Here is a 25848-nt window from a genome sequence, read left to right as displayed (position 1 = left end):
GGGACCTGTCTTCAGCCGCAGCGCGGCTCATGCGGTGCCGGGTCGTAGCCGGGCAGGCCGGGCACGCCATAGCCGGGGAAGGGGGTGTTCTCCGCATCGTCGGCGGCCGGCCTCGCTCCGAACCACTTCTCGCTGAGCTTCGCCAGGCTGCCGTCGCGCTTCATGCATTCCAGCACGTCCTCGACCTGGTTGCGCAGCGCCACCTCGTCCTTGCGGAAGGGCGCGGCCCAGTGGGCGCGGGTCTCCTTGATGACGAAGTCCGGCACGAGCTGCGGCTGCCGGGATGCCGCGTACTTCACCACCGTATTGCCCGCGAGAACGGCATAGGCACGTCCGGCCACCACCGCCTGCACGGCATCCGGGTTGGTGTCATAGGTCTGGTAGGTGAAGCCCAGCTTCGGCGCGTTCGCCTGCGCCCAGGCGTCATAGGCGCTGCCCTTGTTCACCGCGATTGCCTTGCCCTTCAGGTCGTCGAGCGAAGTGATCGGGGCATTGCCCTTGCGGATACCGAACTGGAACTCGGTGTAGAGATAGCCCTCGGTGAAGAGCAGGTTCTCCGCCCGCTCCTTTGTCACGGTCACCGGCGCGGCGAGGAAGTCGTAGCGCCCGGCGTTCAGCGCCGGCACCAGCCCGGAGAAGGAGGCGCTGTCGATGGTGATCGGCCGGCCCAGCCGCTTCGCGACCTCGGTGAAGAGATCGACGTTGAAGCCCTGCACGCCGCCATCCAGCTTCGGGAAGGCATGGGGTGCGAAGGTGCCGTCCACGGCGCTGCGCAGCGGGGCAGGGCCGGACTGCGCCCAGGCGGCGGAAAGGGTGACGGAGGCCGGGGCGAGAAGGGCGGCGAGCAGAAGCAGGCGGCGCATGGCGGGATGGAATCTCGTGACGGTCATGGTCGCCAGCCGACAGCAAGAAACATGCAAGCCGGGCCCTGCGGCCATCGAGGGGCAGCCATGAACCGGCCGGTCCATTTGCCCGATTCATGCCACAAAAGGGTCCTCACCGTGCCGCGAGCGGCTCCCAGATTCCGCCTCAGAGGCCGGAAACGGCCGGATCACTCAGGCCTGGGAGACCCCAGCATCATGAAGTCCTTCGCCATCTCCCTCGTCTTCCTCGGCATCGCCACCATCCTGGCCGTGGTCGGCACGCTGCTCGGCAGCGCCGGCGCCAGCCAGCTCCTGGCCCTCCCGGTCGCGCTGGCCGCCATGACCGCCTGTCTGATGCTGGTGGGCGGGCTGCTGATCCTGGAATTCCGCCGCCCGAACGCGCCCCTGGCGCTGGCGGCCTGAACCGGACCGCTGCTGCCAGCCTGCCCGCGGGCGGGGCCGGAGCGGAAACGGACTGGAACGACAAGAAGGGCGCCCCGTCCAGGGCGCCCTTTTTTCATGCCCGGCACGACCCGGACCGTGGAAACGGCGGGCCTCCGCCACCCCCGGAACAGCGAACCGCCGGTTCCCAGCGAGGGAACCGGCGGTTCTGCGAAGACACGGAAGACCTTGTCCGGGCCGGAGGTCTCAGTCCGCCGCCATGGACATGCGGGCACGGTTCAGCACCGACATCACATGGTCCTCGGTGGCGTCGCAGACCTTCTCCGTCTGGTCGGGCGTGAAGACATGGCCTGCGCCTTCCATGACGCGATAGTCGATCTTCACGCCCTTCTGCGTGTTCAGCTTGTCCACCAGCTTCCGCACGCTGCTTTCCGGCACCAGCTCGTCCTGCGCGCCGTGCAGGATCAGGCCCGAGCAGGGGCAGGGGGCCAGGAAGCCGAAATCATAGTGGCTGGCCGGGGCGGAGATGGAGACGAAGCCGCCCATCTCGGGCCGCCGCATCAGCAGCTGCATGCCGACATAGGCACCAAAGGAGTACCCGGCCACCCAGAGCATGGGCGCAGAGGGATTCACCGCCTGCAGAAAGTCGAGCGCCGCCGCCGCGTCCGAGATCTCCCCGATGCCGCCGTCATAGCGGCCCTGGCTCTTCCCCACGCCCCGGAAGTTGAAGCGGAGGGTCGAGAAGCCCATCGCCTGGAAACGGCCATAAAGCCCGTGCACGACACGGTTGTTCATGGTCCCGCCATGCAGCGGATGGGGATGGAGGATCAGGGCAACGGGGGAATTCGGGCGCTTGGAATGGTGGTAGCGACCCTCCAGCCGGCCATCGGGGCCGGCGAACATCACTTCAGGCATTGTCCCCTGGTGTCCACTTCCTTTGGGAATGCGCAGTCACGCATTCCGAGCCAACAGCCCTGAAAGGGGAACGGAGGAAACGACGCACTGGCCACTCCATTCTCCCTGGTTTCATGGAGCGATGCCGACAGGGGCGTGCCGCGGACGCAGGTGGCATACCGCGAGACACCTTCCTTACCGGCAGGGTTCCGATCATCTGATGTCTGCCGGGGCGGGCTTACGATCCCCGGTGCGAGGCCAATATAGGGAGCGGTTCCTCTAAACCCTAACGAAATCATGGCATGGGGCCCATGTCTCAGGCTCCAACCGGGAATTTTCCCTTTTTGTTTCCGGCCTTGCGGAAACACCGACGGCATCGCGGAGGTGACCGAACGACATGCGCCTGTCGACGCGCGGCCGCTATGCGGTGATGGCGATGGTGGAGATGGCGGACCGCGCGCGCGGTGCGAGCTGCAGTCCGGAGCCTCCGGTCAGCCTGGGCGAGATCGCCGCGGCGCAGAATCTGTCGCTCGCCTATCTGGAGCAGTTGTTCGGGCGGCTGCGGCGCGCGGGGCTGGTGGAATCGGCACGCGGGCCGGGCGGCGGCTACCGGCTGGCCCGCCCGGATGGGACCATTTCCGTGGCCGAGATTATCGAGGCGGTGGACGAGCCGCTCAGCGCCACCCGTTGCACGGGGGAGGATTCCGGCTGCCTTGCCGGCCGCAAATGCGCGACTCACGACCTCTGGGACGAGTTGGGCGAGCAGATCCGGCTCTTCCTGCTGGGCGTGTCGCTGGCGGATGTGGTCCGGGGCCAGGTGCGCGGGCGCGCCCTGCCGCCGCTCCTGCCCGGCATGGTCCCGGGGATCGCTCGTGGTCAGGGACCGGGTCGCGGGGAGGCGGAGGCATGACCCCGCCCGCCCTCTACCTTGACGCCAATGCCACCGAGCCGCTGCGCCCCGAGGCCCGGCTTGCGGTGCTGGAGGCGCTGGACCTGACCGGCAACCCTTCCTCCGTCCATGCCGAGGGCCGGGCCGCCCGGCGCCTGCTGGAAAAGGCGCGCACCCAGGTGGCGGCCCGCTTCGGCGCCAGGGCGCGGGACGTGGTCTTCACCTCCGGCGGGACCGAGGCGGATGTCATGGCGATTCGCGGCCTGGGCCGGGGCCGCCGCCTCCTGGCCGGCGCCACCGAGCACCCGGCGGTACTGACCGCCGCGCCGGAGGCGGAACGGCTGCCGGTGGACGGGGAGGGGGTGCTGGACCTCGCGGCGCTGGAGCGCAGCCTGTCTTCCGGCCCCCCGGCCCTGGTCTGCCTGATGCTAGCCAACAACGAGACCGGCGTGATCCACCCCGTCGCCGGGGCGCTGGCCCTCTGCCGGCGCCACGACGCGCTGCTGCACGTTGACGCAGTGCAGGCGGCGGGGCGGATGCCGGTCTCGCTGGAAGGGCTGGGCGCCGACAGCCTCGCCCTCTCCGGCCATAAGCTCGGCGGGCCGAAGGGGGCGGGGGCGCTGCTGCTGCGCCCGGGCCTCGACCTGCCGGCGCATCTGCCGGGCGGCGGGCAGGAGCGGGGGCGCCGGGGCGGCACCGAGCCCCTGCCGGCCATTGCCGGCCTGGGCGCGGTCGCGGAGGCCGCCGATCCCCACGCGGCAGAGCGCCTCCTGCCGATCCGCCAGGCCATCGAGGCGGGCAGCGGCGCCCGCATCCCCGGCGCCGGGGCGCCGCGCCTGCCCAACACGGCGAGCCTGCTGCTGCCCGGCCTGCCGGCGGAGACCCAGGTCATCGCGCTGGACCTGGCCGGGGTCCGGGTCTCGGCGGGCTCGGCCTGCTCCTCCGGCAAGGTGGCGCGCAGCCATGTGCTGGAGGCGATGGGGCTGGGCGAGGCGGCAGGCTGCGCCATCCGCGTCTCCCTGCCCTGGAACGCGCAGGAGGATGCGGCGGAGCGTTTTCTCGCCGCCTATGCCGCCATGCGGGATCGCCTCTCGCAGCGCGCCGCGGAGCGCCCCATCTTCGCGGCATGATTGCTCCGGCCGCGAACCGCCCGATCTATCTCGACAACCACGCCACCACCCCGGTCGATCCGCGGGTGCTGGCGGCCATGCGCCCCTGGTGGGAGGAAAACTTCGCCAACCCTGCCAGCGTGGAACACGCCATGGGCCGGGCCGCCGAGGCGGCGGTGGAGCAGGCGCGGGCGGAGGTCGGGGCACTGGTCGGCGCCGAGGCGCGGGAAATCGTGCTGACCTCCGGCGCCACGGAGAGCAACAACCTCGCCATCAAGGGCGCGGCGCGCTTCGCCGCCTCCCAGGGCAGCGGGCGGCGGCGCATCGTCACCACGGCCATCGAGCACAAATGCGTCCTGGAGAGCGTGCGCGACCTCGCGGCGGAGGGTTTCGAGCCGGTGGTCCTGCCGGTCGGGCCGGACGGACTGCTGGAGCCGGAGGTGCTGCGCGCGGCGGTGGACGAAGGCACCCTGCTGGTCAGCGTCATGGCGGTGAACAACGAGATCGGCGTGGTGCAGGACCTGCCCGCGCTGGTCGCCATCACCAAGGGGGCGGGCGCGCTGTTCCACACCGACGCGGCCCAGGCTGCCGGGCGCGTCCCGCTGGACGTGGACGCGATCGGGGCCGACCTGCTCTCGCTTTCCGGCCACAAGATCTACGGCCCCAAGGGGATCGGCGCGCTCTATGTCCGCCGCCGTCCCCGCGTTCGGCTGACGCCACTCCTGTCCGGCGGCGGGCAGGAGCGCGGCTTCCGCTCCGGCACCCTGGCCGCGCCGCTGGTGGTCGGGCTGGGCGAGGCGGCGCGCCTGGCGCGGCTGGAGGGCGCGGAGGATGCGGCGCGGGCGGCCGGGTTGCGCGACCGTTTCCTGGCGGTGCTGAACGCGCGCGTGCCGGGGGTGGTGGTGAACGGCAGCCGCGGCCACCGGGTGGCCGGCAACCTGAACCTCACCTTTCCCGGCGGCGTGGACGCGCAGCGGCTGATGGCGGCGATGCCGGAGGTCTGCGTCTCCACCGGCTCGGCCTGTTCCTCGGCCTCGGTGGAGCCATCCTACGTGCTGCGGGCCATCGGGCTGGACGAGGGATCCGCAAGAGCGAGCTTGCGCGTGGGGATCGGGCGCTTTACCTCGCCCGCCGAGGTGGACCTGGCGGCCGCGGCCCTCGCGCGCGCCTGGACATCCGTCATGTCCCCCGAGACGGTGGAGTAGGAGCGGCCCGTATGCCGAAGATGACGTTTATCGAGCGTGACGGCACGCGGCGCGAGGTGGATGCGCCGCTGGGCCTCAGCGTGCTGGAGATCGCCCATCGCCATGGCGTGGATATCGAGGGCGCCTGCGAGGGCAGCCTCGCCTGCGCGACCTGCCACGTGATCGTGGACGGTGCCTGGTTCCCCAGGCTGGCCGAGCCGACCGAGGACGAGGAGGACATGCTCGACCTCGCCTTCGACCTGCAGGAAACCTCCCGGCTCGGCTGCCAGATCGTGATGTCCGAGGCGCTGGACGGGCTGGTGGTGAAGCTGCCGGCGGCGGGCAAGTAGGCGCGCCATCGCGGGCGGAGGATGTCGCGGGATGCTGCAGCAGCAGATCGAACCCTACGGCGCGCCGGGCGGCCTGTTCCGGCGCCTGCGCCAGGGGGCGGCGCCGGAATGGGAGGCCTATTGCTGGCATCCCTTCGTGCGGGGGCTGGCCGAGGGCACGCTGCCGCTCCCGGCCTTCCGGCACTACCTGGTGCAGGACTATCTCTTCCTGGTGCAGTTCGCCCGCGCCCAGGCCCTGGCCGTGGTGAAGGCGGAAAGCCTCGCCGCGATGCGCGAGAAGAGCGCGGCGGTGGACGCCATCCTCGGCGAGACCCAGCTGCACCTGGAATACTGCGCCGGCTGGGATCTGTCCGAGGACGACATCCTGGCCCGGCCCGAGGCGGCCGAGACGGTCGCCTATACGCGCTGGGTGCTGGACCGGGGCTTCGCGGGCGACATCCTGGATCTGGAGGTGGCGCTCGCCCCTTGCACCGTGGGCTATGGCGAGATCGCGCTGCGCATCGAGGCGCACCCTGCCCGGCGCCGCGGCGGCAATCCGTATGAGAGCTGGATCGCCATGTATGCGGGCGAGGAGTACCAGGCCCTGGCGCGTTCCGCGGCCGCGCGGCTGGACGCGCTGGGCGCCAGCCATGGCGGTGAGGCGCGCCTGCCGCTGCTGACCCGGACCTTCGCTGAGGCCTCCCGGCTGGAGGCGGATTTCTGGGCCATGGGCCTGCGCGCCGCGCCCGCCACCGGAGGCATCGCCGCCGAGGGCGCGCTGTCGGAGATCGGCTGATGCGTATCCTGGTCGCCATGTCCGGCGGGGTGGACAGCAGCGTCGTGGCCGGGCTGTTGCAGGAAGCCGGGCATGAGGTCGTCGGCGCCACGCTGCAGCTCTACGACCACGGGGCCGCCGTATCCCGCAAAGGAGCCTGCTGCGCCGGGCAGGACATCCACGACGCCCGGGACGTGGCCGACCGGCTCGGCATCCCGCATTACGTGCTGGACCGGGAAAGCCGTTTCCGCGACGCGGTGATCGCGGACTTCGCGAACAGCTATGCGCGGGGTGAAACCCCCATCCCCTGCGTCCGCTGCAACCAGACGGTGAAGTTCCAGGATCTGTTCGGCCTCGCCCGGGACCTGGGCTGCGAGGCCCTGGCGACCGGACATTACGCGCAGCGCATCGAGGGGTCATCCGGGGCGGAGCTGCACCGCGCCGTCGATCCGGCGCGGGACCAGTCCTATTTCCTCTTCGCCACCACGCGCGAGCAGCTGGCCTTCACGCGCTTCCCGCTGGGCGCCATGCCCGACAAGGCCGCCGTGCGGGCCGAGGCGGCGCGGCTGGGCCTCGCCGTGGCGGAGAAGCCCGACAGCCAGGACATCTGCTTCGTGCCCGCCGGCCGCTACCACGAGACGGTCGCGAAGCTGCGCCCCGAGGCGGCGCAGCCCGGCGAGATCGTGCATCTCGACGGCCGCGTGCTGGGCCGCCACGAGGGGCTGGGGCGCTTCACCGTGGGGCAGGGGCGGGGTCTCGGCACGGCCGCGCGTGACGGCGAGGAGCCGATGTACGTGGCGGCCCTGGATGCCACCCGGCGGCGCGTCGTGGTGGGGCCCCGGGCCGCGATTCCACAGACGGTGGTGGAGGCGGGCGAGGTGAATTGGCTGGTCCCCCCGCCCGACGGCGAGTTCGTCGCGCAGGCGAAGTTCCGCGCCCGTGAGGTGCCGCAGCCTGTGCGGGCGCGCTGGGACACGGCGCGCGGCTTCCTTGCCGTCACGCCGGACCTGCCGGTGATTGCGGCGCCGGGGCAGGCGCTGGTGCTCTATGATGGGGAGCGCGTGCTCGGCGGTGGATTCATCCGCCGGGCAGCCGTTGACAGGAACGGCGCGGCGGCCTAATTCGCGGCCCACCGGTTGGCGGCGTAGCTCAGCGGTAGAGCAGGGGAATCATAATCCCTTGGTCGGCGGTTCAAATCCGTCCGCCGCTACCAACCAGTCTTCCTGAATATCCTCGAAAACACGTTGCCCCGGTGCCGGAAACGGCAACTGGCCCGCAACATGAAGATGCGGGCCTCCTGCTTCGGCTCTTGGCGCGTTCTTCCTCAGCCCGCCATAAGGGCCGGCTCGCTTTCCGGGGCCAGGATCGCGGGATGCAGCGAAGCCATCGTCACGGAAGGCGCTGCCGTGTCGAGCGCGCGCAGCAGGCTGGCCATGCGGCTCAGGATCAGGGTGGCGGCCGAATGGTCCGCCTCGAAGGCTTCGGCGGCCAGTTGATCGACCCGCTCCGCGAGATCGACCAACGTAAGATGACGCGGATTTTCCATGTCGGGAACGCCGGGCTCCTCTCCGCCATATCCCGAAGGGGAATGGGTGCGGTGCGGAAAAGATTAACATCCGGTGAAGCGATGACGAAGAAAAAACCGCTACCCAGGGTTCATGAACCTATGAGTTTCCAACAATCCACAATTGCGCGAAACGCCGGTCCCGCGTTGTCGCATTTGCTTGCGCGAGTCCGGCGCCCGGCATCCCTGCCAGGAGGCTTCCGCTAGGCCTCCGCAACCGCCAGCGCGGCGCGCCAGACCCGCAGGAAATTGCCGGACCAGAGCAGTTCCAGCGCCATCCGATCATAGCCGCGGCGCGCCAGTTCGGCGGTCAGGCCCAGGGTCTCGCCGGCATGGCGCCAGCCCTCCACCCCGCCACCGCCGTCGAAGTCGCTGGACAGCCCGACATGCCCGATGCCGATGCGGCGCACCGCATGGTCCACATGGTCCGCCATGTCGGCCACGGAGGCGCGGAACCGGCCATCCGCATCCGGCGCCCGCAGGAAGGCCGGGACGGCGGTGATCTGCGCGAGGCCGCCGACCTGCTTCAGCATGTCGAGCTGCTCGTCGTCCAGGTTGCGCGGGTGCGCACGCAGGGCGGCGCAGCAGGTATGGGTGGCAAGCACCGGCGCCTTCGAGATTTCCGCCGCCTGAAAGAAGCTGCTGCGGGCGATGTGCGACATGTCCACCATCAGCCCGAGCCGGTTCATCTCCCGCACCGCCTGCCGGCCCAGCTCGCTCAGCCCGCCATGCAAGGCGGGGCCGTCCCCAAGGTCGGGCCGGGGCCGGGCGGCATCGGAAAGGTCGTTGTGCCCGTCATGCGTGACGGTGACGTAGCAGGCGCCGAGATCGCGCCACAGCTTCAGCCGCGACAGGTCGTGCCCCATGGCATTGCCGTTCTCCACGCCCAGCAGCACGGCGAAGGCGCCCTCGGCCTGCGCTTCCGCCAGCTCGTCCGGCGTGGTGACGAGGCGGTGCTCCGCATCCGCCGTGGCGCGGATGGCGCGCAGCATGGCCTCGGCACGCTCCCCGGCGGCGGCATGGCCTTCCGGTGTGCGCGGGCCCTGTGGCGTATAGGCGATGAAGACCACGCCCTTCAGCCCGCCGGCCCGCATCTTGGGGAAGTCCACCTGCCGCGGCGTCTCGCCATGCGGGTCGGGCATGTCCGGCCAGGGGATGTCCACATGCGTGTCCAGCGTTGGCAGCGACGCATGCAGGGCGGCGATTTCCGCTTCGGCGGGGCGGGTGATGGGGGCGTCCATGGCAGTCCCGTTCAGATGGTGCGGGCGCGGCTGATGCGCGCGATGATCCCGGGCAGGGCGGCGGGGTCGAGCCAGCGGAACACCGCGACGATGCGCGTCGCCGGCTCGACCCAGATGACGTTGCCGCCCGCGCCCTGGGCGAAGAGGCTTTCCCGATCGGCCTCCGGGAAGCGGCCGGAGCGGTTCAGCCACCACAGCAGGCCGTAATCCTCGTGCAGCGGGCAGGGGGTGCCACTGGCCGCCACCCAGCCGGGCGGCAAGATGCGCCGGCCCTCCCAGATCCCGCCTGCCAGCATCAGCAGCCCCAGTCGCGCCTGGTCCTCCGCATGGGTGCGGAGGCCGCCACCCCAATGCGTACCGCCGGGGACGGAAAGCGCCGTGCGCCCATTGGGCAGGGTGACGGAGGCGGTGCGGTAACCGTCCCAGGACCAGTCCCCGCTGCCGCCGACCGGGTGCATGATCCGCTCCGCCCAGACCTCCGGCAGCGGCCGGCCGAAGCGCAGCATCAGGGCCAGGGACAGGGCGTTCACCCGGACGTCGTTGTATTCCCAGTGGGAGCCGGGCGGTTCCAGCGGCCGCTCCCAGCCCTTGGGTGCCTTGCCCTCGCGCTGCAGGTCGCGGCCACGGTCCAGCACGTCGGACTTGCCGTGCAGCGTGCCTTCCCACTCGCTGGTCTGGGTCAGCAGCATGCGCCAGGTGGCGGCGCCGTTGCGCGGGCCGGCGAAGGCAGGGTCGGAGACGCCGGCCGAGACCGGCTCGTCCAGGTCGCCGATCAGCCCGTCCAGCACGGCGATGCCCGCCAGCATGGAAAGGCAGGACTTGGCGACGCTGAAGGTCCGGTCCGCCTGCCGCGTGTCGCCCCAGCGGGCGGCGACGCGGCCATGGCGAAGGATCAGCCCATTCGGCGCGCCGCGCGGCTCGACCGGGCCCAGGATCTCGTTGCCCGGCGGTGGCTCGAAATGGCCGGAGGCGAGATAGGCTGGCAGGTCGCGGGGGAAGGGGCTTTCCTGCGCTCGCGCCCAGGCGGTCGCCTCGGCGAGTCGGGCGGGGTCGAAGCCCAGGGTCTCGGCCGCGCCCTCGGGCAGGGCGGCGGGGTGTGGCGGTGGGAAGATCATTGCCGGCAGCCTCCGCCCGATCGCCGCTTTGGGGAAGACCCCGGGCGCGGGAAAGGCCATGGTCGGCGGGGGCGCCGGATTTTTTGCCCGTTCGCCCGCCGGGCTCAGGGTTTTTCAACCGTTTGGCGCTTTGCTGTCCGGGATGGACCCTTGCCGCAGACAGACCGCCGCGCAGACAAGTCAGGATCACCGGGACATGCGACGCTTTCTTCCGGAGGGCGGCCGCACGGCCCGGCCGGTGCCTCCACGCCACTTCTTCCTGGCTGCAAGGGCCCGGCGGGCGGGAGGCAACCCATGACCTTTCCAGGCAGCCAGCCCGGAGCCGGGACGGTGCCGGAGGTGGAGCATGACCAGGCCGATCGCCACGAGCGCTACGTGACCTTCGCCCTCGCCGCGGCGGAACTGCTGGTGGAGATCCGCCCCGACGGCACCATCACCTATGCCGCCGGCAGCTTCGAGCAGCGCTTCGGGCAGCCGCCGGACACCTTCCTCGGCGCCCCCCTCCGCCGCCTCCTGGCGCCCGAGGAGCGGGAGCGGCTGGAGGACGCGCTCATGCTGCTGGGCGCGCAGAAGCGCGTTCCCCCCATGCTGTTCCGCCTGCGCACCCGCGACCGGCGGCCGATGCTGCTTTCCGGCCTGCCTTTCGCGCACCGCCAGGGTTTGCGGTTCTGCCTCTGCCTCTCGGCCGTGCCGGAAGGGCTGCCGGACCTGTCCGGGGAGACCGAGCTGGGGCCGGATGCTTTGGCCCGGGCCGCGGAGCAGCGCCTGCGGGAAGGGGAGGCGGCCTCCTCCATGGGCTTTCTCGAACTCGACGAGAACGGGAGCGACATCCTGAAGCAGATCCGCGAGGCGATGCTGGCCGCCGACGATGGCGACGGCGTGGCCGGGAGGCTCGCCCCGGGGCGCTACGGGATCGTGTCCGGCGGCGGGATGCCCGCCCCCGCGAGGGAGGGCGGACCGGAACGCGACGAGACGGGCCGGGGCCGGGCCGGCGCCGCCGGCGATGAGGGACTGTCCGGGGAGCAGGCGGAGTTCGGCCTGAAGGGTGGCATGACGGATCTCGCGAGGCTGGCGGCCAGGGTGGAGGCCGCACTGGCCCGGGGCGGCCGCGAGGCACGGCTGCGCGCGCTCGACATGCCGCTGACGGCGCCCGGGCTCAACGCGGTCCAGGCCACGCGCGCGCTGCGCCACGCGCTGAGCGCCTTCGCGCAGGAGGGGCAGGAGGGGCTGAGCGACTGGGGCTTCGACCAGGGGCTGGAGGGCTTCCTCGCCTCCGCCACCCTGCGCAGCGAGGCGATGCGGCGTGCCCTGGCGGAGCGGCGCTTCCACATGGCCTACCAGCCCATCGTCGGCCTGCAGGATGGCCGCGTGCACCACTACGAGGCCCTGCTCCGCCCCCGCCCCATCCAGGACCTGCCGCTGAAGGGTCCGCAGGAGTTCGTGACCTTCGCCGAGGCCATCGGCCTGGCCGAGGAGCTGGACTGGGCGGTGCTGCACAGCGTCGCCCAGGTGGCGCAGCGGCCGGCCGCGCCGCGCATCGCCGTCAACCTGTCCGGCCTGTCGCTGCAAAGCGCGGCCTTCCGGCGGAAGCTGGAAAGCCTGCTCGATGCCTGGCCGCACCTGGCGGAGCGGCTGCTGGTGGAGATTACCGAGACGGCGCAGATCGGCGACGAGGACGAGGCCATCCGCAGCGTGCAGTTCCTGCGCGACCGCTGGGTGGCGGTCTGCCTCGACGACTTCGGCGCGGGGGCCGCCGCCTTCCGCTACCTGCGCGCCTTGCAGGTCGATTTCGTGAAGCTGGACGGTGCCTATGTCCAGGGCGCGCTGCGCAGTGCGCGCGACCGCAGCTTCGTGACGGCGATCGTGGAACTGTCGCACTCCCTGGGTGCCTCGGTGGTGGCGGAGCGGATCGAGACCGAGGCCGAGGCCGGGTTGATGCGGGAACTGGGCGTGAGCTTCGGCCAGGGCTTCCACTTCGGCCGCCCGGGACAGCTTCCCAGTCCGCAGGGCGGAGAGCCGGGAGGCCGTCCCGACTGAGGCCCGCGGTGCCCGATGGCCGACCCCGATCGGCTGATCCGCGTTGGCTGATCCGCGTTGGCTGATCCGCGTTGGCTGATCCCCGTTGGCTGATCCCGGGGGGCATCCCCCTGGCGGCTCCCGCACGGCATTGGCAGAGGCCCGGGCTCACCCCACATGGGCGGCATGACCGATCCCGTCTCCCGAACCCTTGAGACGGCCATCCTCGGCGGTGGCTGTTTCTGGTGCCTCGACGCCGTCTACCGCAACCTGGAGGGCGTCGCCTCCGTCGTTTCCGGCTATGCCGGCGGCGTGGTCCCGCATCCGACCTACGAGCAGGTCTGCGGCAAGCGGACCGGCCATGCCGAGGTCGTGAAAGTCGATTTCGACCCCGCCGTCATCTCCTACGCCGATATCCTGCGCGTCTTCTTCACCATCCACGATCCCACAACCAGGGATCGCCAGGGTGCCGATGTCGGGCCGCAGTACCGCAGCGTCATCTTCGCCACGTCGCCCGAGCAGGAGCGCGTGGCGCGGAAGGTGATGGCGGAGGTGGCCGAGGCCGGCCTCTACCCGGCGCCACTGGTCACGGAGCTCGCCCCCGCGCCGGAATTCTGGCCCGCCGAGGCGGAGCACCAGGACTATTTCGCCCGCACCCCCTGGTCGGGCTATTGCCGGGCGGTGATCGCCCCGAAGGTGGCGAAGTTCCGCAAGAGCTTCGCCCACCGGCTGAAGGAGCGCGCGGCATGAGTGGAAAGGATCAGGTGATGGACCAGGAGGCGGCCCGCCGTTCGGAGGAGGAGTGGCGCCACTGCCTCCTGCCCCAGGCCTATCGCGTGCTGCGCGAGCACGGCACGGAACGCCCCGGCTCCTCGCCCCTGAACGGCGAGAAGCGGGCGGGCACCTATCATTGCGCCGGCTGCGGCGCGCCGCTTTTCGACTCCGTGACGAAGTTCGAGAGCGGCACGGGCTGGCCCTCCTTCTTCCGGCCCGTCGAGGGCGCGGTGGCCACCACGACCGACCGCGCCCATGGCATGGTGCGGACCGAGGTGCATTGCGCGAGCTGCCACGGCCATCTCGGCCATGTCTTCCCGGACGGCCCGCCGCCGACCGGGATGCGCTTCTGCATGAACGGCGTGGCGCTGCGCTTCGAGCCGGCGCCGGATCAGCCGGCGGGCTGACCGCCCATCGCGGCGCGTGGCGGGGGCTGTCCTCCGCCTCGCAACCTCTCGCGCCGCGCCATCCTGTGCTAGTGTCGGCGCATCGGCCAGGGGGGAGCGCAGATCCCTCCCCGGCACCGGCAATCCCCCGGGGGAGGACAAGGTCCCATGCGCTTCAAGAGCCTGGCCGGCGGCCTGACCGGGCTTGCCCTGCTGTCCGCCCTGCTGCCGCAGGCGGCGCGGGCCTCCTCGGCGGACCTCGTCTTCGTGCTGAATTCCGGCGAGGCGAACATCCAGCTCCTGGACGGGCGCAGCCACGAGGAGATCCGCCGCATCCCGGTGTTGCGGGAGGTCCACCACCTGACCCTGACGCCGGACCGCAGCCAGATCCTGGTCGGGGATTCCGGCGGCAACGAGATGCTCTTCCTCGACCCCGCGACCGGGGCGGTGCTGCGGCGGGAACGGATCAGCAATCCCTACCACCTCGCCTTCACGCCGGACGGGAAGCGGCTGGTGGTGACCAGCCTGCGCCGCGACCAGGTGGACATCTATGGCTGGGACGGTCAGGCGCTGAGCCTGCAGGGGCGGCTGCGGGTGGGCGACATGCCCAGCCACCTGGCCTACAGCCCCGACAGCCGCTTCGCCTATGTCACCCTGCAGGGGGAGCGCAGCATCGCCGCCGTGGACCTGGATCGCCGCGAGGTTGCCTGGACCCAGGAGGTCGGGCGCGATCCCGCCGGCATCCACTGGCATGACGGCAAGCTCTTGGTGGGCGCCATGGGGCAGGACTTCATCTCGGTGGTGGACCCCGGGACCCATGCGGTGGAACGCCGCATCACGGTCGGGCGCGGCGCGCACCAGATCTTTCCGTCCCCCGACAACAGCGTGATCTATGTCACCAGCCGCGTGGACAGCCGCATCACCGCGCTGGACCCGAAGGACCTGTCGGTGAAGCGGGTCTACGAGACGCCGGGCGGGCCGGACGACATCACCTTCGACCCGCAGGGCCGACTCTGGGCCACCCTGCGCTGGGTGGCCAAGGTTGGCATCCTCGATCCGGCCACGGGGGAGATGCAGACGGTGCGCGTCGGCCGTTCGCCGCACGGCATCCTCTACCGCGCCGCCGATCCGGCCCTGGCGCAGGATGCCCGCGCCACCCTGCCGCAGCCGCGCTGAGGCCGGCATGATGCGCGGCATGGCGCGCCCGTTCCTGGCCGGTTGCCTGGCCCTCCTGGCCGCGTTTCCGGCCCTTGCCCAGCCGGCGGCGCAGCCTCCCGCCTGCCGCGGCACGGTCTATCTGACCATCGACACGGGCTGGTCGCGGGAGGCCGAGCAGATCGCGGCGGTGCTGCGGCGCCGCGGGGTGCGGGCCACGCTCTTCGTGGCGGACGAGCCGACCTTCCGCGGCGACCGGACCCTGGGCCCGGAATGGGCGGGCTTCTGGCGCGCCCGGGCGGCGGAGGGGCATGTCTTCGCCAGCCACACCTGGCGGCACTGGTACTTCACCGGCGACCCCGCCCCGGGGAAAGTGCGCTACGCCTCCCGCCAGCGGGATGGCGGCAGCACGGTGCTGGACGGCCCCGCGCTCTGCGAAGAGCTGCGCCGCCCGGTCGAGCGGCTGCGCCAGATGGTGCCGGAGGCGGTGGTGCTGCCGCTCTGGCGCGCGCCCGGCGGGCGCACCACGCCCAATGCCCTGGCCCTCGCGCGGCAATGCGGGCTGCGGCACCAGGGATGGAGCGCCAACGGCTTCCTGGGCGACGAGCTGGACAGCGACCGGACCCCGAACGCCGCGCTGCTGGCACGCGCCCTGGGTTCCGTGCGCGAGGGCGAGGTGATGCTGATGCACTGGGGCGTGCGGTCGCGGCGGGAGCCTTTCGCCGGGGTGCTGGAGCCGCTGATCGCCGGCCTCCAGGAAAAGGGGTTCTGCTTCGAGACCTTGCCAGTCACGGGAAAGAACTGAGGGCGGCACGGCAAGATCCGGCATTTTCCTGACGCGAAACTGACAAAACCGCTTCGTGAGCGGGATTGTCGAACAACCGGGCGATGAAGACCAATTCATGCCCTGGACATGTTCTCTTCTGCCGCTATGAGGGGCCGCCAAAGACAAGAGGGGGCGGTGCCGCGGCATGTTGAGCGTTACCTTGCTGGCCTATGCCATGATCGTCGTCTTCATGGTGCTGGTCATGAGCGGCCGGGTCTCGGCCCTGATCGCGCTGATCCTGGTGCCGCTGGCCTTCGGCGCCCTGGCGGGCTTCGGGGGCGACCTCGGCAAGATGTCGCTGGACGGCATCCGCACCTTGGCGCCGACCGGCGTGCTGCTGCTCTTCGCCATCCTGTATTTCGGGGTGATGATCGATGCCGGGCTGTTCGACCCGGTGGTGCGGCTGGTGCTGAGGGCGGTGAAGGGCGACCCGGTCCGCATCGTGGTGGGCACCGCCATCCTGGCCCTGGTGGTCTCGCTCGATGGCGACGGCTCCACGACCTACATCATCACCTGCTCCGCCATGCTGCCACTGCACCGGCGGCTGAAGCTGGACCCGCTGATTGCCCCCTGCGTGATCATCATGGCGGCGGGCGTGACCAATGTGGCGCCCTGGGGTGGGCCGACGGCGCGCGCCGCCTCGGCGCTGCATGTCGATCCGAATGCGCTCTTCGTGCCGCTGCTGCCCTCGCTGCTCGCCTGCGCGCTCTGGGTGGTCTTCACCGCCTGGTTCCTGGGGCGGCGGGAGCGGGCGCGGGTCGGCGTCCTGTCGCTGCGGGATCTGGACCACGTCGAATCCCCGCTGGGCGGCTTCGTGGACACGGATGGCGGCGAGGATCACCGCCGGCCGAAGCTGCTGCCCTTCAACGCGGCGCTGACGGCGGTGCTCATGGCCTGCCTGATCGCCGGGCTGGCGCCGGCGCCGCTGCTCTTCATGGTGGCCTTCGCCATTGCCATGCTGGTGAACTACCCGACGCTGGAGCAGCAGAAGGCCCGCATCGCCTCCCATGCGCCGAACGTGCTGGCGGTGGTGTCGCTGATCTTCGCGGCCGGCGTCTTCACCGGCGTGCTGTCCGGCACCGGGATGGTGGAGGCGATGGCCAAGAACGTGGTGGCGCTGATCCCCGAAGGCGCCGGCCAGTTCCTGCCGCTGGTGACGGCGGTGGCGAGCCTGCCCTTCACCTTCTTCATCTCCAACGATGCCTTCTACTTCGGCGTGGTGCCCATCCTGGCGGAAGCGGGGCGGATCTACGGCCACACGGCGGAAGCCATCGGCCGCGCCTCGCTGGTGGGGCAGCAGGTGCACCTGCTGAGCCCGCTGGTGCCTTCCACCTACCTGCTGGTGTCCCTGGCCGGGGTGGAATTCGGCCGGCACCAGCGCTTCACCCTGGGCTGGGCCTCGGCCAGCGCCCTGGTGATGCTGCTGATCGGCGCCCTGACGGGGGCGATCCCGCTTCTCTGACCGGATGGGAGGGCCATCCCGCATGGTCTTCCCGATACGGTGGCGTTACGCTCGCGCCATGCTCGATACGCTGACCGATGCGCTGGATGGCGCCACCGGCTGGTTCTTTGCCATGATCCTGCAGCCCGGCCTCTATGCGGCGGGGCTGATGGGGTGGGAGGAGGAGGCCTATCGCTGGGCGGGCTTCCTGCTGCTGGGCCTGCTGCAGGTGGCCGTGGTCTATCTCGTCTGCCGGCCGCTGGAGGCCTGGCAGCCGGTGGAGCCGCGCCACGACCGCCGCGCCATCCGCACCGATGTCGTCTATACGCTGCTGGCGCGGCTGGGCATCCTGCCTCTCATCGCCTTCGCCCTGTTCACGGGCGTCGAATCCCGGATCAGCGGCTGGCTGGCGGAAGCGGGCTATGTCTCGCCCTCGCTGGAGGTGCTGTTCCCGCCGCTGCGCGAATGGCCGGTGCTGACCTTCCTGCTCTATGTCGTGGTGCTGGATTTCGGCGAGTACTGGCGCCACCGGCTGCAGCATGCCCTACCCTGGTGGTGGGCGCTGCACGCGATCCATCACGCGCAGACGCAGATGACCTTCTGGACCGATGACCGCAACCACGTCATCGACGACCTGATCGGCGCGGCCTGGGTCGGCGGCATCGCGCTTCTGATCGGCATTCCGCCGGAACAGTTCCCGCTGGCCTTGCTGATCCTGCGGCTCGCCGAGGCCATGTCGCACGCCAATATCCGGATGTCCTTCGGGCCCCTCGGGGAGCGGCTGGTGGTCTCGCCACGCTTCCACCGGCTGCACCACGGGGTGCTCGCGGCAGGTGAGGCGGGGCGCAACTTCGCTGTGCTCTTTCCGGTCTGGGACTGGATCTTCGGCACGGCGGACTGGCGGCGCGATCATTTCCCCGTCACCGGGGACCCAGATGCGCCGCCCGGCTTCGCGCAGGGTGGCTGGTGGCGGCACCAGGTGGACGGCACCCGCCGTTTCTGGCGCGCCCTGCGTGGCTGAGGCGCGGGCCCGGCGGTCGCTGGAAACCTGTCCGCGCCACCCCTGGGGGCGTGCCGCGACGAAAGGGGGCTGCAACCATTCCGTCACGATGACGCTTGCTGCGTCATCGCACCGGCTCGCGGCGGCGCGACTCCTCCAAAGGCACGGCCGCCCGCGGCTCTCGCCATCCCGGCGGGGGCCGGGGCGATCCTGGCCCGGGGATTGCCTGTCTTGTTACGGACCCATCGAGATGCGGCCGCCACGCCGCGGGAGACGACACGCCCATGCTGATCCGTGCCGGCTACAACCTTGCCTTCGAATGCCCTTCCGCGACCCCGATGCTGCTGCTGATCAACGTGGTGCCGGACCGCGAGCCGGACCTGCGTTCCCCGGTCGCCGTGCAGTTCCATTCCACCAGCGGGCAGGCCGTGCCCTGGCGCATGTACCGGGACGGGTTCAACAACGTCGTCACCCGCATCGTCGCGCCACCGGGACGGCTGACCATCTCGGCGGATTTCCTGGTGCAGGACAGCGGCCTGCATGATCCGGTCGTGCCGGATGCCGTGCAGCACCCGGTGGACGAGCTGCCGGACGAGGTCCTCGTCTTCCTGCTCGGCAGCCGCTATTGCGAGACGGACAAGCTCTCCAACCTCGCCTGGTCGCTCTTCGGCCAGACCCGGCCGGGGTGGGAGCGCGTGCAGGCGATCGTGGACTACGCGCACCAGCGCATCCAGTTCGGCTACCAGTACGCCCGCGCCACCAAGACGGCCTGGGAGGCGCATGAAGAAAGGCAGGGCGTCTGCCGGGACTTCACGCATCTGGCGGTGACCCTGTGCCGCTGCATGAACATCCCCGCCCGCTACGTGACCGGCTATCTGGGCGATATCGGCGTGCCGCCGGTGCCGGACCCGATGGATTTCTCGGCCTGGTTCGAGGTCTATCTCAGCGGCCGCTGGCACACCTTCGACGCCCGCCATAACAAGCCGCGCATCGGGCGCATCCTGATGGCGCGGGGGAGGGATGCGACGGACGTGGCGATCTCCACCTCCTTCGGCACTGCCTGGCTGGCGCAGTTCGACGTGATCACGGAAGAGGTCCCGGGGGGGTAGCGCCATCCCGCCGGGGCGGTGTGACCCCCTGTGCCTGCGCCGGGCCGTCCGCCGGGTCGGTTCAGCGCGGCCCGCCCGGCTTGTCGGGCGAGCCGCAGCCGCAGTCCCGCGAGTCCGGCGGCGGCGGTGGCGAGGCAGTCTGCGCGCTGGCGAGGCAGGGCAGCAGCAGGATCAAGGCAAGCACGAGAGCACGCATCTGGAGTCCCCGGTCGCTGTGGGACGGACAGGCTAGAGCAGATAGCTACGGGATGGCACGGCCTGGAAGCGCGGGTTCATACCGCGAACGAACAGGTAGGCCATCGGAAACCGCAGATAGGCCGGAGATGCAAGCCGGGCCGGAAATCGGCGGGAGTGGAATTATGGGTGACGACGCTGAGTCCGAGAACCGTCCGGCCGGGGACACGGCAAGGCCGCATGTCCACCCCCGGTCCGCGCTCATCAGGACCCAGCGCCGTCCCCTGTGTTTCCTATCCCTAAACTCGGCCCGTTTCCGGTTACCGATGACGCTGATCATACAGTCTCTAATGTCTTATACAAGATGCTGTGATGATTTTTTCTGTGTCGTTACGAAACTTTTTTGCGCCGAGGGGCGTGTCCAATCGGACGCCGGGAGGGCTGTCCTGAGCCCGTCCCGGGTCATGCGGCGCATTGCGGCACGAAGCGTGCTACATACATAGGCTCCGAGCAACCGATGCGATGATTCGAGTTGGAGACGCAGTGAGCGACTTTCCGCCCTCTTCCGATGGCCGTCCCGACGCGCGGCCCCTCTACGCGCAGGTGGAGTCGATCCTGAACGCCCGAATCGCCGCCGGTGAGTGGCAGCCGGGCCATGCGCTTCCTTCGGAGCCCGAACTGGCACAGGAGCTCGGCGTCTCGCATGGGACGGTCCGCAAGGCGCTGGACGCGCTGGAGCGACGCCACCTGATCGAGCGGCGCCAGGGCAAGGGCACCTTCGTCGCCCGTCAGACCAGCGAGCGGGCGCGGTTCCATTTCTTTCCGGTCCGCGACCTGCAGGGCCGGCAGGTCGAGCCGACCTCCACCGCTCTGTCCCTGGTGACCACGCCCGCCACGGAAGAGGAGCGCGCTGCCATGCACCTGCCCGCCGATGCGCTGCTGCACCGGGTCCGGCGGCTGCGCGCCAAGGACGGCGTTCCCTTCATGCTGGACGAGACCAGCATGCCCGCCGCCGTCTTCCCGGATTTTTCCGTCCCTGCGGGGCGGGAGCCGATGGATGAGCTCTATGTCGTCTACCAGAAGCGCTACGGCGTGACGGTGGTGCGGTCGGAGGAGCTACTGAGCGCCGATGGGGCCTCGCCCGAGGTCGCCGCCGTGCTGGAGATGCCCGCCGGCGCGCCCGTGCTGATCATGGAGCGCCGGACCTTGGATGCGGGCGGCCGCATGGTGGAACGGCGGACCTCCTGGCTGAACACCGCCCGGCACCGCTATGTCTCGGTGATGGAATAGGGCCGCCGCGGCCGGTGGCGCCTCCGCCGGCGGTCCGGGGCGGGCAGCCGTTTCCGGAGCCGCCTGCGCCGTGCCGGGGCTGGCACCGCTGCACCCGCGTTCCATCTGTTAGTCTTCCAATGGCCACGAGTACCCCCGCCATGCGATCCAACTGCGTTGTGCTGCGGACCGAACCCCCGTCCCGTATCGCCCCCGGGCCGGATGCGCCGGCCCTGGATCTCTGGTCGCGCCTCTGCCGCGATGCGAGCGGCGCGGCGGCGAGCGACCCGATCCTGGCGCAGCCCATGGCTGTCGCGGTGCTGCGCCATTCCTCCTTTCCGCAGGCCCTGGGGCACCGGATCGCGCGCAAGCTCGCCGATGCCGAACTGGATGCGACCGCCCTGGCGGGACTGGCCTGCGAGGCCTTTGTCGCCGATGCCGCCATTGTCGCTGCGGCTTCCACCGACCTGCTGGCGGTGCGCGACCGCGACCCGGCCTGCCCGGACCTGCTGACGCCCTTCCTGCACTTCAAGGGCTATCTCGCCCTCCAGGCGCAGCGCGTGGCGCATTGGCTCTGGCTGGCCGGGCGGCAGCACCTGGCGCTCTACATGCAGAGCCGCAGCGCCGAGGTCTTCGCCGTGGACATCCATCCGGCGGCGCGCATGGGCAAGGGCATCCTGCTCGACCACGGGACGGGCGTGGTGATCGGGGAAACGGCGGTGGTGGAGGATGACGTGTCGCTGTTGCAGGGCGTGACGTTGGGTGGCACCGGCAAGCACCATGGCGACCGTCATCCCAAGGTGCGCCGCGGCGTGCTGATCGGCGCCGGCGCCAAGATCCTCGGCAACATCGAGATCGGGGAGGGCGCCAAGGTCGGTGCCGGCTCCGTGGTGCTGCATCCGGTGGCGCCCTACACCACCGTGGCCGGGGCGCCGGCCAAGCCGGTGGGGCGGAACACCACCTTCCCCGGCCTGACCATGGACCAGACGCTGCAGCCGGACTACTCCATCTGAGCCGTCCGGCGCGCCGGAGCCGCCGTCAGTCGTGGTAGTCGATGGCCGGCAGGCCGGAGAGTTCCGCCTTGGTCATGTTCAGCGTCACGCGCCGTTCCCCGGCGGCGATGCTCAGCCTGTCCAGCGGTACGGCAACGTATTTCGTGTTCAGCCCCAGGTCGCGCTCCACTTCGATCACCACGGTGACGATGCGGCCGGTGGACGGGTCGATCACCAGATCCTCCACTTCGCCGACCTCGACCCGGTCAGTGGTATAGACGTCGCGATCAATAAGCCGGTTCGCCAGCAGGTGCGACGGTTCGATGCGCTGCATGGCGGGGCTGCCCTGGGCCAGGGCGGGCGAGGGGGCGGGGATGGCCAGAAAGGCCGCGGCGGCTGAAGCCAGCAGGAAGGTGCGCATCTTGTTCCGTCTCCCGGTGACATGAGGCGAGGAAACGCGCGCCGGTGAAGCCGGGTTGCCCGGCGGCCGCTTCACGGCCGCAGTACCAGGAAGACCAGCGCGCCCGCCGCCAGCAGCCAGAGCGGGCTCATCCGCGTCAGCACCAGCATCAGCGCCGAGAGACCCGCCACCGCCCAGGCCAGCACGCCCCCTTCGGCGGCGGAGAGCAGGGTATAGGAGGCGGCCAGCACCATGCCGGCGGCCACCGGCGCCAGGCCCCGCTCCACCGCGATCTGCCAGCGGGCGCCGCGGTTCCGCGCCCAGACCATCGCCAGGGCATAGACCAGCAGCGAGGAGGGCACGAAGATCGCGAAGGAGGCGACAAGCGCCCCCGCCCAGCCCGCGACCTCCCAGCCCACCAGCGTGACCAGGAGCGAGCCGGGACCGGGCGTCAGGCGCGACAGGGCGTAGAGGTCCAGGAAGCGGGCATCCGTCATCCAGCCATAGACATCGACCGACTGGCGGTGGATGTCCGCCACCACGCTCTGGCCGCCGCCAACCGACAGGAAGGAAAGCGGCACGAAGACCAGCAGCAGGCGGAGGAGCGGGTTCTCCGGCACCTCGTTCAGCTCCCGCGCCGCAGGCCGTGCGTGGCCCAGGCGATGCTGACAGGGGCGAGGGCCAGCACGACGTAGAGCAGCGGCAGGCGCAGCAGCGCGATCCCGGCGAAGCTCGCGGCCAGGATCAGCGCCGGGACCGGGGAGCGGGCGGCATTCCGCCCGGCGCGCAGCCCGGTCTGGAGCGAGAGGCCGATCGCCGCCGCGGCCACGCCGGGCATCATCGCGTGGATGGCCGGGTTCTGCGACAGGTGCCGGAACAGCGCGGCGGCCGCGATGGCCACCAGCATCGCCGGCACCACCATGCCGCCCGCCCCGGCCAGCGCGCCCCGGCCGCCCCGGAGGCGGTAGCCGATCCAGATCGAGAGATTGACCGTGTTGATGCCGGGAAAGGCCTGCGACAGCGCCAGCCCGCTGAGGAATTCGCGCTCGTCCAGCCAGCGGCGGTTCTGCACGAACTCCCGCATCATCCAGCCGCTGAGGCCGCCGCCGAAGCTGGTCAGGCCGATCTTGGCGAAGGCCAGGAAGATCTCGCGGAGGCCTGGCGGGGCCGGAGAAGCCGGCGCGCTTTCCGGAGGCAGGGAAGGCCGCTCGCCACCGGCCGGCGTGACCTCCGCGAAACCCGCCATGCGATCCGTTTCCCCACCCTCGTGGCGGCAAGCCTGCGTCCGGCACGGATGGGCGGCAAGATACCGGCGGATGAAGGAGAGAAAGGAAAATGGCCCCGTGGCGGGGCGGCTCCCTTTGGGAGAACCGCCCCGGTGCCGGGAACCGTCCGGCCCTAATGCAGCACCATCCCCGTGAAGGGCGGCACATAGGCCTGCAGCGTCACCAGCAGGCCGACCAGCACCGCCAGGGCGATGGAATGAAAGAAGACGTAGCGCAGGATGTCGCCCTCATGCCCGAACCAGTTCGTGGCGGTGGAGGCGACCACGATGCTCTGCGCGTCGATCATCTTGCCCATCACGCCGCCCGAGGAGTTGGCGGAGGCCATCAGCACTGGCGAAAGCCCGAGCTGCTCCGCGGTGATCCGCTGCAACCCGCCGAACAGCACGTTGGAGGCGGTGTCGGAGCCGGTCAGCGCCACGCCCAGCCAGCCCAGCAGCGTGCCGAAAAGGGGATAGAGCATCCCCGTATTGGCGAAGGCCAGGCCCATCGTGGCGTCCAGCCCCGAGTAGCGGGTGAGGTAGCCCAGCCCCAGCATGGCGGCGATGGTGATCAGCGAGTAGCGGACCCGCCAGATCGTGGCCCCGTATTCGCGGATCAGGGCGAGGGGCGAGAAGCCCATCAGCAGTCCGCCCAGCACCGCGGCCGCGAGGATTCCCGTGCCGGTCATGGACAGCACGCCGAAGGCGAAGACGGCGCCCTCCGGCACCGGCGCTGCCACCACCGGCGGCACCTTGACCACCATGCGGTGCAGCCCCTCGATCGGCAGGCTGGCCGACCAGATGCCGTTGAGCAGGCCCCGCGTGCCTTCCAGCCCCCAGAGGAAGACGAAGACCGTCAGGATCAGCCAGGGCATCCAGGCCCGCAGCAGCGCCCCCTGGTCCGCCACGGCCGCCCCGCCGCCCGACATGCGGGCCACGGGCGGCGCATCCACCATCTCGGCCCCATGACCGGTGCGGGCCATCGCGGCGCCGCGCAGCCCTTCCCCGGCGGCCACCGAATCGTCCCGGCCGCGCAGCGAGGGGTCCTTCCAGATCCGGCGCGGCCGCCAGACGCGCATGAAGCCGATCAGGCAGCCCATCGAGACCAGTGCCGCGATCACGTCCACCAGGTAGGGGCCGTGGTAGTTGGCGACCAGGAACTGCGGCACGGCGAAGGAGACGCCGGTCACCAGGATGGCGGGCCAGACCTCCAGCATCCCGCGCCAGCCGGCGAAGGCCCAGATCAGCCAGAAGGGCACCAGCAGCGAGAAGAAGGGCAGCTGCCGCCCGATCATCGCCGAGAGCGTATAGACATCGAGCCCGGTGACCCCGGCGAGCGCGATCACCGGCGTGCCCAGCGCGCCGAAGGCCACGGGGGCGGTGTTGGCGATCAGCGACAGGCCCGAGGCGGCGAGCGGCGAGAAGCCCAGGCCGATCAGCAGCGCCGCGGTCACGGCGACCGGCGTGCCGAAGCCGGCCGCGCCCTCGAAGAAGGCGCCGAAGGCAAAGGCGATCAGCAGCAGTTGGAGCCGCCGGTCCTCGGTGATGCCGCCGATGGAGCGCTGAAGGATCTCGAAGGAGCCGTTCGCCACCGTCAGCCGGTAGAGGAAGATGATGTTCAGCACGATCCAGCCGATCGGGAAGAGGCCGGACATGATCCCCAGCAACGTGGCGCGCCCGGCGATACCCACGGGCATGCCGAAGACGAAGACGGCGACGACGAAGGCCACCACCAGGGCCGAGATCGCCGCCCAGTGGGCCTGGATCTTCAGGAAGGCCAGGGCGATCAGCATGGTGGCGACGGGGATGGCCGCCACCAGGGCGGACAGGAGGATCGACCCGAAGGGATCGTAGGACTGGTTCCACGGCATTCTTGTTGGTTTCCCTGGATGGTGCTTTCCGCGCTGTCGTTGGGACCCCGACGAATCGGTGTCCGGCACCGCATGATGCACCAGTTGGGCCGTGGGACAGCCAGATACGTTTCGAGACTTGAACCTTGGGGGGCGCGGGGCGACATCCATGCCATGAACGAGGAATCGCGTCGTCCGCCCCTGCTCGACATGACGCCCGAGGGGGATTTCCGCACCCCGAAGCCGCCCGGCATGCTCGAACGCGTGTTGCTGCGCGTGGGTGGGGCCGCCGCCCTGGTGGCGGTGGTCGCCATCGGCCTGACCATGGCCGCCCTGGCCTTCGTGGTGCTGGGCCTGCTGATCCCCGTGGTTGTGGTGGCGGGGCTGGTGGCCTTCGTCACGCTGTGGTGGAAGATGCGGCAAGCCCGCCGCTACGGTCGTCCGGCCTTCGTGGTGATGCGGCGCTGACGGCGCCACCCTCCTTCCGTCCCGATCCCGCGCGGCTCTACGAGGTCCGCTCCGACGGCATGCCCTTCACCCAGGGCAGGGCGGAGGACGCGGAACAGGCCGCGCGCCTCCGTCTCGCACGCTGGTGCTGGGCGGGCTCCGTGCTGCTGAACGCCCTGGTGGCCGGGGTGGTGGTGCTGGCCTACCTGCTGCTGCCGCGCCGATTCGGCACCTGGTTCGGCCTGCTGCCGATCCTCTCCGTCCCGACCCTGGCCTTCGCCTTCCTGGTGTTGCGCCCAAGGCGGCCCCGGCGCCTGCACCGGGTGCGCCCGGACGCCTTCCGCTAGCCTCCGCCCCACCAAGGCAGGGCTTCCGCGCCA

29 protein-coding genes and 1 tRNA gene are annotated in these 25848 nt (G+C 70.8%); 20 read left to right on the top strand and 10 right to left on the bottom strand.

Annotation, left to right across the window (positions count from 1 at the left end; translation table 11 throughout):
* Positions 1-11: 11 nt before the first annotated feature.
* On the bottom strand, positions 12-890 hold the full coding sequence (locus tag CTJ15_RS12285) for a transporter substrate-binding domain-containing protein (protein WP_226946120.1): 879 nt from the start codon (positions 888-890) through the stop codon (positions 12-14).
* 189 nt (positions 891-1079) lie between these two features.
* On the opposite strand from CTJ15_RS12285, the gene CTJ15_RS12280 reads away from it, so the two are divergent.
* A complete protein-coding gene (locus CTJ15_RS12280; RefSeq protein ID WP_019459751.1) occupies positions 1080-1286 on the top strand; it encodes a hypothetical protein in 207 nt (68 codons plus the stop codon).
* Between the two features lie 225 nt (positions 1287-1511).
* Here CTJ15_RS12280 and CTJ15_RS12275 read toward each other — a convergent pair whose 3' ends face one another.
* The gene (locus tag CTJ15_RS12275) at positions 1512-2180 is read right to left on the bottom strand and encodes an alpha/beta hydrolase (RefSeq protein WP_026032966.1); all 669 of its coding nucleotides are present in this window, start codon (positions 2178-2180) and stop codon (positions 1512-1514) included.
* Between the two features lie 376 nt (positions 2181-2556).
* On the opposite strand from CTJ15_RS12275, the gene CTJ15_RS12270 reads away from it, so the two are divergent.
* The 7 genes from CTJ15_RS12270 (at position 2557) to CTJ15_RS12240 (ending at position 7658) form a co-directional block, all read left to right on the top strand.
* Complete coding sequence (locus tag CTJ15_RS12270) at positions 2557-3069, top strand: Rrf2 family transcriptional regulator (RefSeq protein WP_075822277.1); 513 nt, start codon at positions 2557-2559, stop codon at positions 3067-3069.
* Entirely contained in the window at positions 3066-4178 is a 1113-nt protein-coding gene (locus CTJ15_RS12265) for a cysteine desulfurase family protein (protein WP_076970000.1), read from the top strand. The genes CTJ15_RS12270 and CTJ15_RS12265 overlap by 4 nt, the downstream gene beginning before the upstream one ends.
* Complete coding sequence (locus tag CTJ15_RS12260) at positions 4175-5362, top strand: cysteine desulfurase family protein (protein ID WP_019459747.1); 1188 nt, start codon at positions 4175-4177, stop codon at positions 5360-5362. Before CTJ15_RS12265 ends, CTJ15_RS12260 begins: the two co-directional genes overlap by 4 nt.
* An 11-nt stretch (positions 5363-5373) precedes the next feature.
* Positions 5374-5691, top strand: coding sequence for a ferredoxin family 2Fe-2S iron-sulfur cluster binding protein (locus tag CTJ15_RS12255; protein WP_019459746.1), 318 nt, complete (start codon positions 5374-5376; stop codon positions 5689-5691).
* 31 nt (positions 5692-5722) lie between these two features.
* Positions 5723-6466, top strand: a complete 744-nt coding sequence (tenA, locus tag CTJ15_RS12250; RefSeq protein WP_075822976.1) for a thiaminase II — start codon at positions 5723-5725, stop codon at positions 6464-6466.
* A complete protein-coding gene (gene mnmA, locus CTJ15_RS12245; protein WP_075822975.1) occupies positions 6466-7566 on the top strand; it encodes a tRNA 2-thiouridine(34) synthase MnmA in 1101 nt (366 codons plus the stop codon). Before tenA ends, mnmA begins: the two co-directional genes overlap by 1 nt.
* A 17-nt stretch (positions 7567-7583) precedes the next feature.
* Positions 7584-7658, top strand: a tRNA-Met gene (locus CTJ15_RS12240).
* Positions 7659-7769: 111 nt separating this feature from the next.
* Here the strand turns inward: CTJ15_RS12240 and CTJ15_RS12235 are convergent.
* The 3 genes from CTJ15_RS12235 to CTJ15_RS12225 form a co-directional block, all read right to left on the bottom strand.
* Positions 7770-7991 (bottom strand): hypothetical protein, encoded by a 222-nt coding sequence (locus CTJ15_RS12235; RefSeq protein ID WP_126281878.1) that lies wholly within the window; start codon positions 7989-7991, stop codon positions 7770-7772.
* 221 nt (positions 7992-8212) lie between these two features.
* Positions 8213-9250, bottom strand: coding sequence for a dipeptidase (locus tag CTJ15_RS12230; RefSeq protein WP_019459742.1), 1038 nt, complete (start codon positions 9248-9250; stop codon positions 8213-8215).
* Between the two features lie 11 nt (positions 9251-9261).
* Positions 9262-10365 carry a serine hydrolase gene (locus tag CTJ15_RS12225; RefSeq protein ID WP_076970001.1) on the bottom strand — a complete coding sequence of 368 codons (1104 nt, stop codon included), beginning with the start codon at positions 10363-10365 and terminating at the stop codon, positions 9262-9264.
* 294 nt (positions 10366-10659) lie between these two features.
* Here CTJ15_RS12225 and CTJ15_RS12220 point away from each other — a divergent pair, with 294 nt between their 5' ends.
* From CTJ15_RS12220 to CTJ15_RS12185, 8 genes are all read left to right on the top strand, one after another.
* A complete protein-coding gene (locus CTJ15_RS12220; RefSeq protein ID WP_075823134.1) occupies positions 10660-12402 on the top strand; it encodes an EAL domain-containing protein in 1743 nt (580 codons plus the stop codon).
* Positions 12403-12558: 156 nt separating this feature from the next.
* Entirely contained in the window at positions 12559-13131 is a 573-nt protein-coding gene (gene msrA / locus CTJ15_RS12215) for a peptide-methionine (S)-S-oxide reductase MsrA (protein ID WP_019459739.1), read from the top strand.
* Complete coding sequence (gene msrB, locus CTJ15_RS12210) at positions 13128-13562, top strand: peptide-methionine (R)-S-oxide reductase MsrB (protein ID WP_026032963.1); 435 nt, start codon at positions 13128-13130, stop codon at positions 13560-13562. Before msrA ends, msrB begins: the two co-directional genes overlap by 4 nt.
* Positions 13563-13709: 147 nt before the next feature.
* Positions 13710-14717, top strand: coding sequence for a YncE family protein (locus CTJ15_RS12205; RefSeq protein WP_075823132.1), 1008 nt, complete (start codon positions 13710-13712; stop codon positions 14715-14717).
* A gap of 19 nt (positions 14718-14736) precedes the next feature.
* Complete coding sequence (locus CTJ15_RS12200; protein ID WP_076970012.1) at positions 14737-15501, top strand: polysaccharide deacetylase family protein; 765 nt, start codon at positions 14737-14739, stop codon at positions 15499-15501.
* Between the two features lie 166 nt (positions 15502-15667).
* Positions 15668-16984, top strand: coding sequence for a CitMHS family transporter (locus CTJ15_RS12195; RefSeq protein ID WP_075821474.1), 1317 nt, complete (start codon positions 15668-15670; stop codon positions 16982-16984).
* Positions 16985-17042: 58 nt separating this feature from the next.
* Positions 17043-17984 carry a sterol desaturase family protein gene (locus CTJ15_RS12190; protein ID WP_075821473.1) on the top strand — a complete coding sequence of 314 codons (942 nt, stop codon included), beginning with the start codon at positions 17043-17045 and terminating at the stop codon, positions 17982-17984.
* A 263-nt stretch (positions 17985-18247) separates the two neighbouring features.
* On the top strand, positions 18248-19072 hold the full coding sequence (locus CTJ15_RS12185; protein WP_019459733.1) for a transglutaminase family protein: 825 nt from the start codon (positions 18248-18250) through the stop codon (positions 19070-19072).
* A 61-nt stretch (positions 19073-19133) separates the two neighbouring features.
* Here CTJ15_RS12185 and CTJ15_RS25035 read toward each other — a convergent pair whose 3' ends face one another.
* Positions 19134-19256 carry a hypothetical protein gene (locus CTJ15_RS25035; RefSeq protein ID WP_255414133.1) on the bottom strand — a complete coding sequence of 41 codons (123 nt, stop codon included), beginning with the start codon at positions 19254-19256 and terminating at the stop codon, positions 19134-19136.
* A gap of 533 nt (positions 19257-19789) precedes the next feature.
* Between CTJ15_RS25035 and CTJ15_RS12180 the strand changes: the two genes are divergently transcribed.
* Positions 19790-20536 carry a GntR family transcriptional regulator gene (locus CTJ15_RS12180; protein WP_019459732.1) on the top strand — a complete coding sequence of 249 codons (747 nt, stop codon included), beginning with the start codon at positions 19790-19792 and terminating at the stop codon, positions 20534-20536.
* Positions 20537-20676: 140 nt separating this feature from the next.
* Positions 20677-21528: a serine O-acetyltransferase gene (gene cysE / locus CTJ15_RS12175; RefSeq protein WP_019459731.1), complete on the top strand. Its 852-nt coding sequence runs from the start codon at positions 20677-20679 to the stop codon at positions 21526-21528.
* Positions 21529-21553: 25 nt separating this feature from the next.
* Here cysE and CTJ15_RS12170 read toward each other — a convergent pair whose 3' ends face one another.
* From CTJ15_RS12170 to CTJ15_RS12155, 4 genes are all read right to left on the bottom strand, one after another.
* Entirely contained in the window at positions 21554-21928 is a 375-nt protein-coding gene (locus CTJ15_RS12170) for a PRC-barrel domain-containing protein (RefSeq protein WP_075821472.1), read from the bottom strand.
* 71 nt (positions 21929-21999) lie between these two features.
* Entirely contained in the window at positions 22000-22527 is a 528-nt protein-coding gene (locus CTJ15_RS12165; RefSeq protein ID WP_019459729.1) for a chromate transporter, read from the bottom strand.
* A 5-nt stretch (positions 22528-22532) separates the two neighbouring features.
* A complete protein-coding gene (locus tag CTJ15_RS12160) occupies positions 22533-23153 on the bottom strand; it encodes a chromate transporter (protein WP_075821471.1) in 621 nt (206 codons plus the stop codon).
* 152 nt (positions 23154-23305) lie between these two features.
* Positions 23306-25042 (bottom strand): L-lactate permease, encoded by a 1737-nt coding sequence (locus CTJ15_RS12155; protein ID WP_019459727.1) that lies wholly within the window; start codon positions 25040-25042, stop codon positions 23306-23308.
* Between the two features lie 153 nt (positions 25043-25195).
* Between CTJ15_RS12155 and CTJ15_RS12150 the strand changes: the two genes are divergently transcribed.
* Together CTJ15_RS12150 and CTJ15_RS12145 are read left to right on the top strand one after the other, a co-directional pair.
* A complete protein-coding gene (locus CTJ15_RS12150) occupies positions 25196-25489 on the top strand; it encodes a hypothetical protein (protein ID WP_019459726.1) in 294 nt (97 codons plus the stop codon).
* 59 nt (positions 25490-25548) lie between these two features.
* Entirely contained in the window at positions 25549-25815 is a 267-nt protein-coding gene (locus tag CTJ15_RS12145; protein WP_019459725.1) for a hypothetical protein, read from the top strand.
* The last annotated feature ends 33 nt before the right edge of the window (positions 25816-25848 follow it).

Origin of the sequence: Roseomonas sp. FDAARGOS_362 (assembly GCF_002754815.1) — a bacterium.
In the GTDB taxonomy this organism is placed as follows: Bacteria; Pseudomonadota; Alphaproteobacteria; order Acetobacterales; family Acetobacteraceae; genus Roseomonas; species Roseomonas mucosa.
Note: the sequence above shows the minus strand (reverse complement) of the source record. Positions and strands in the feature narration are given on the sequence as shown.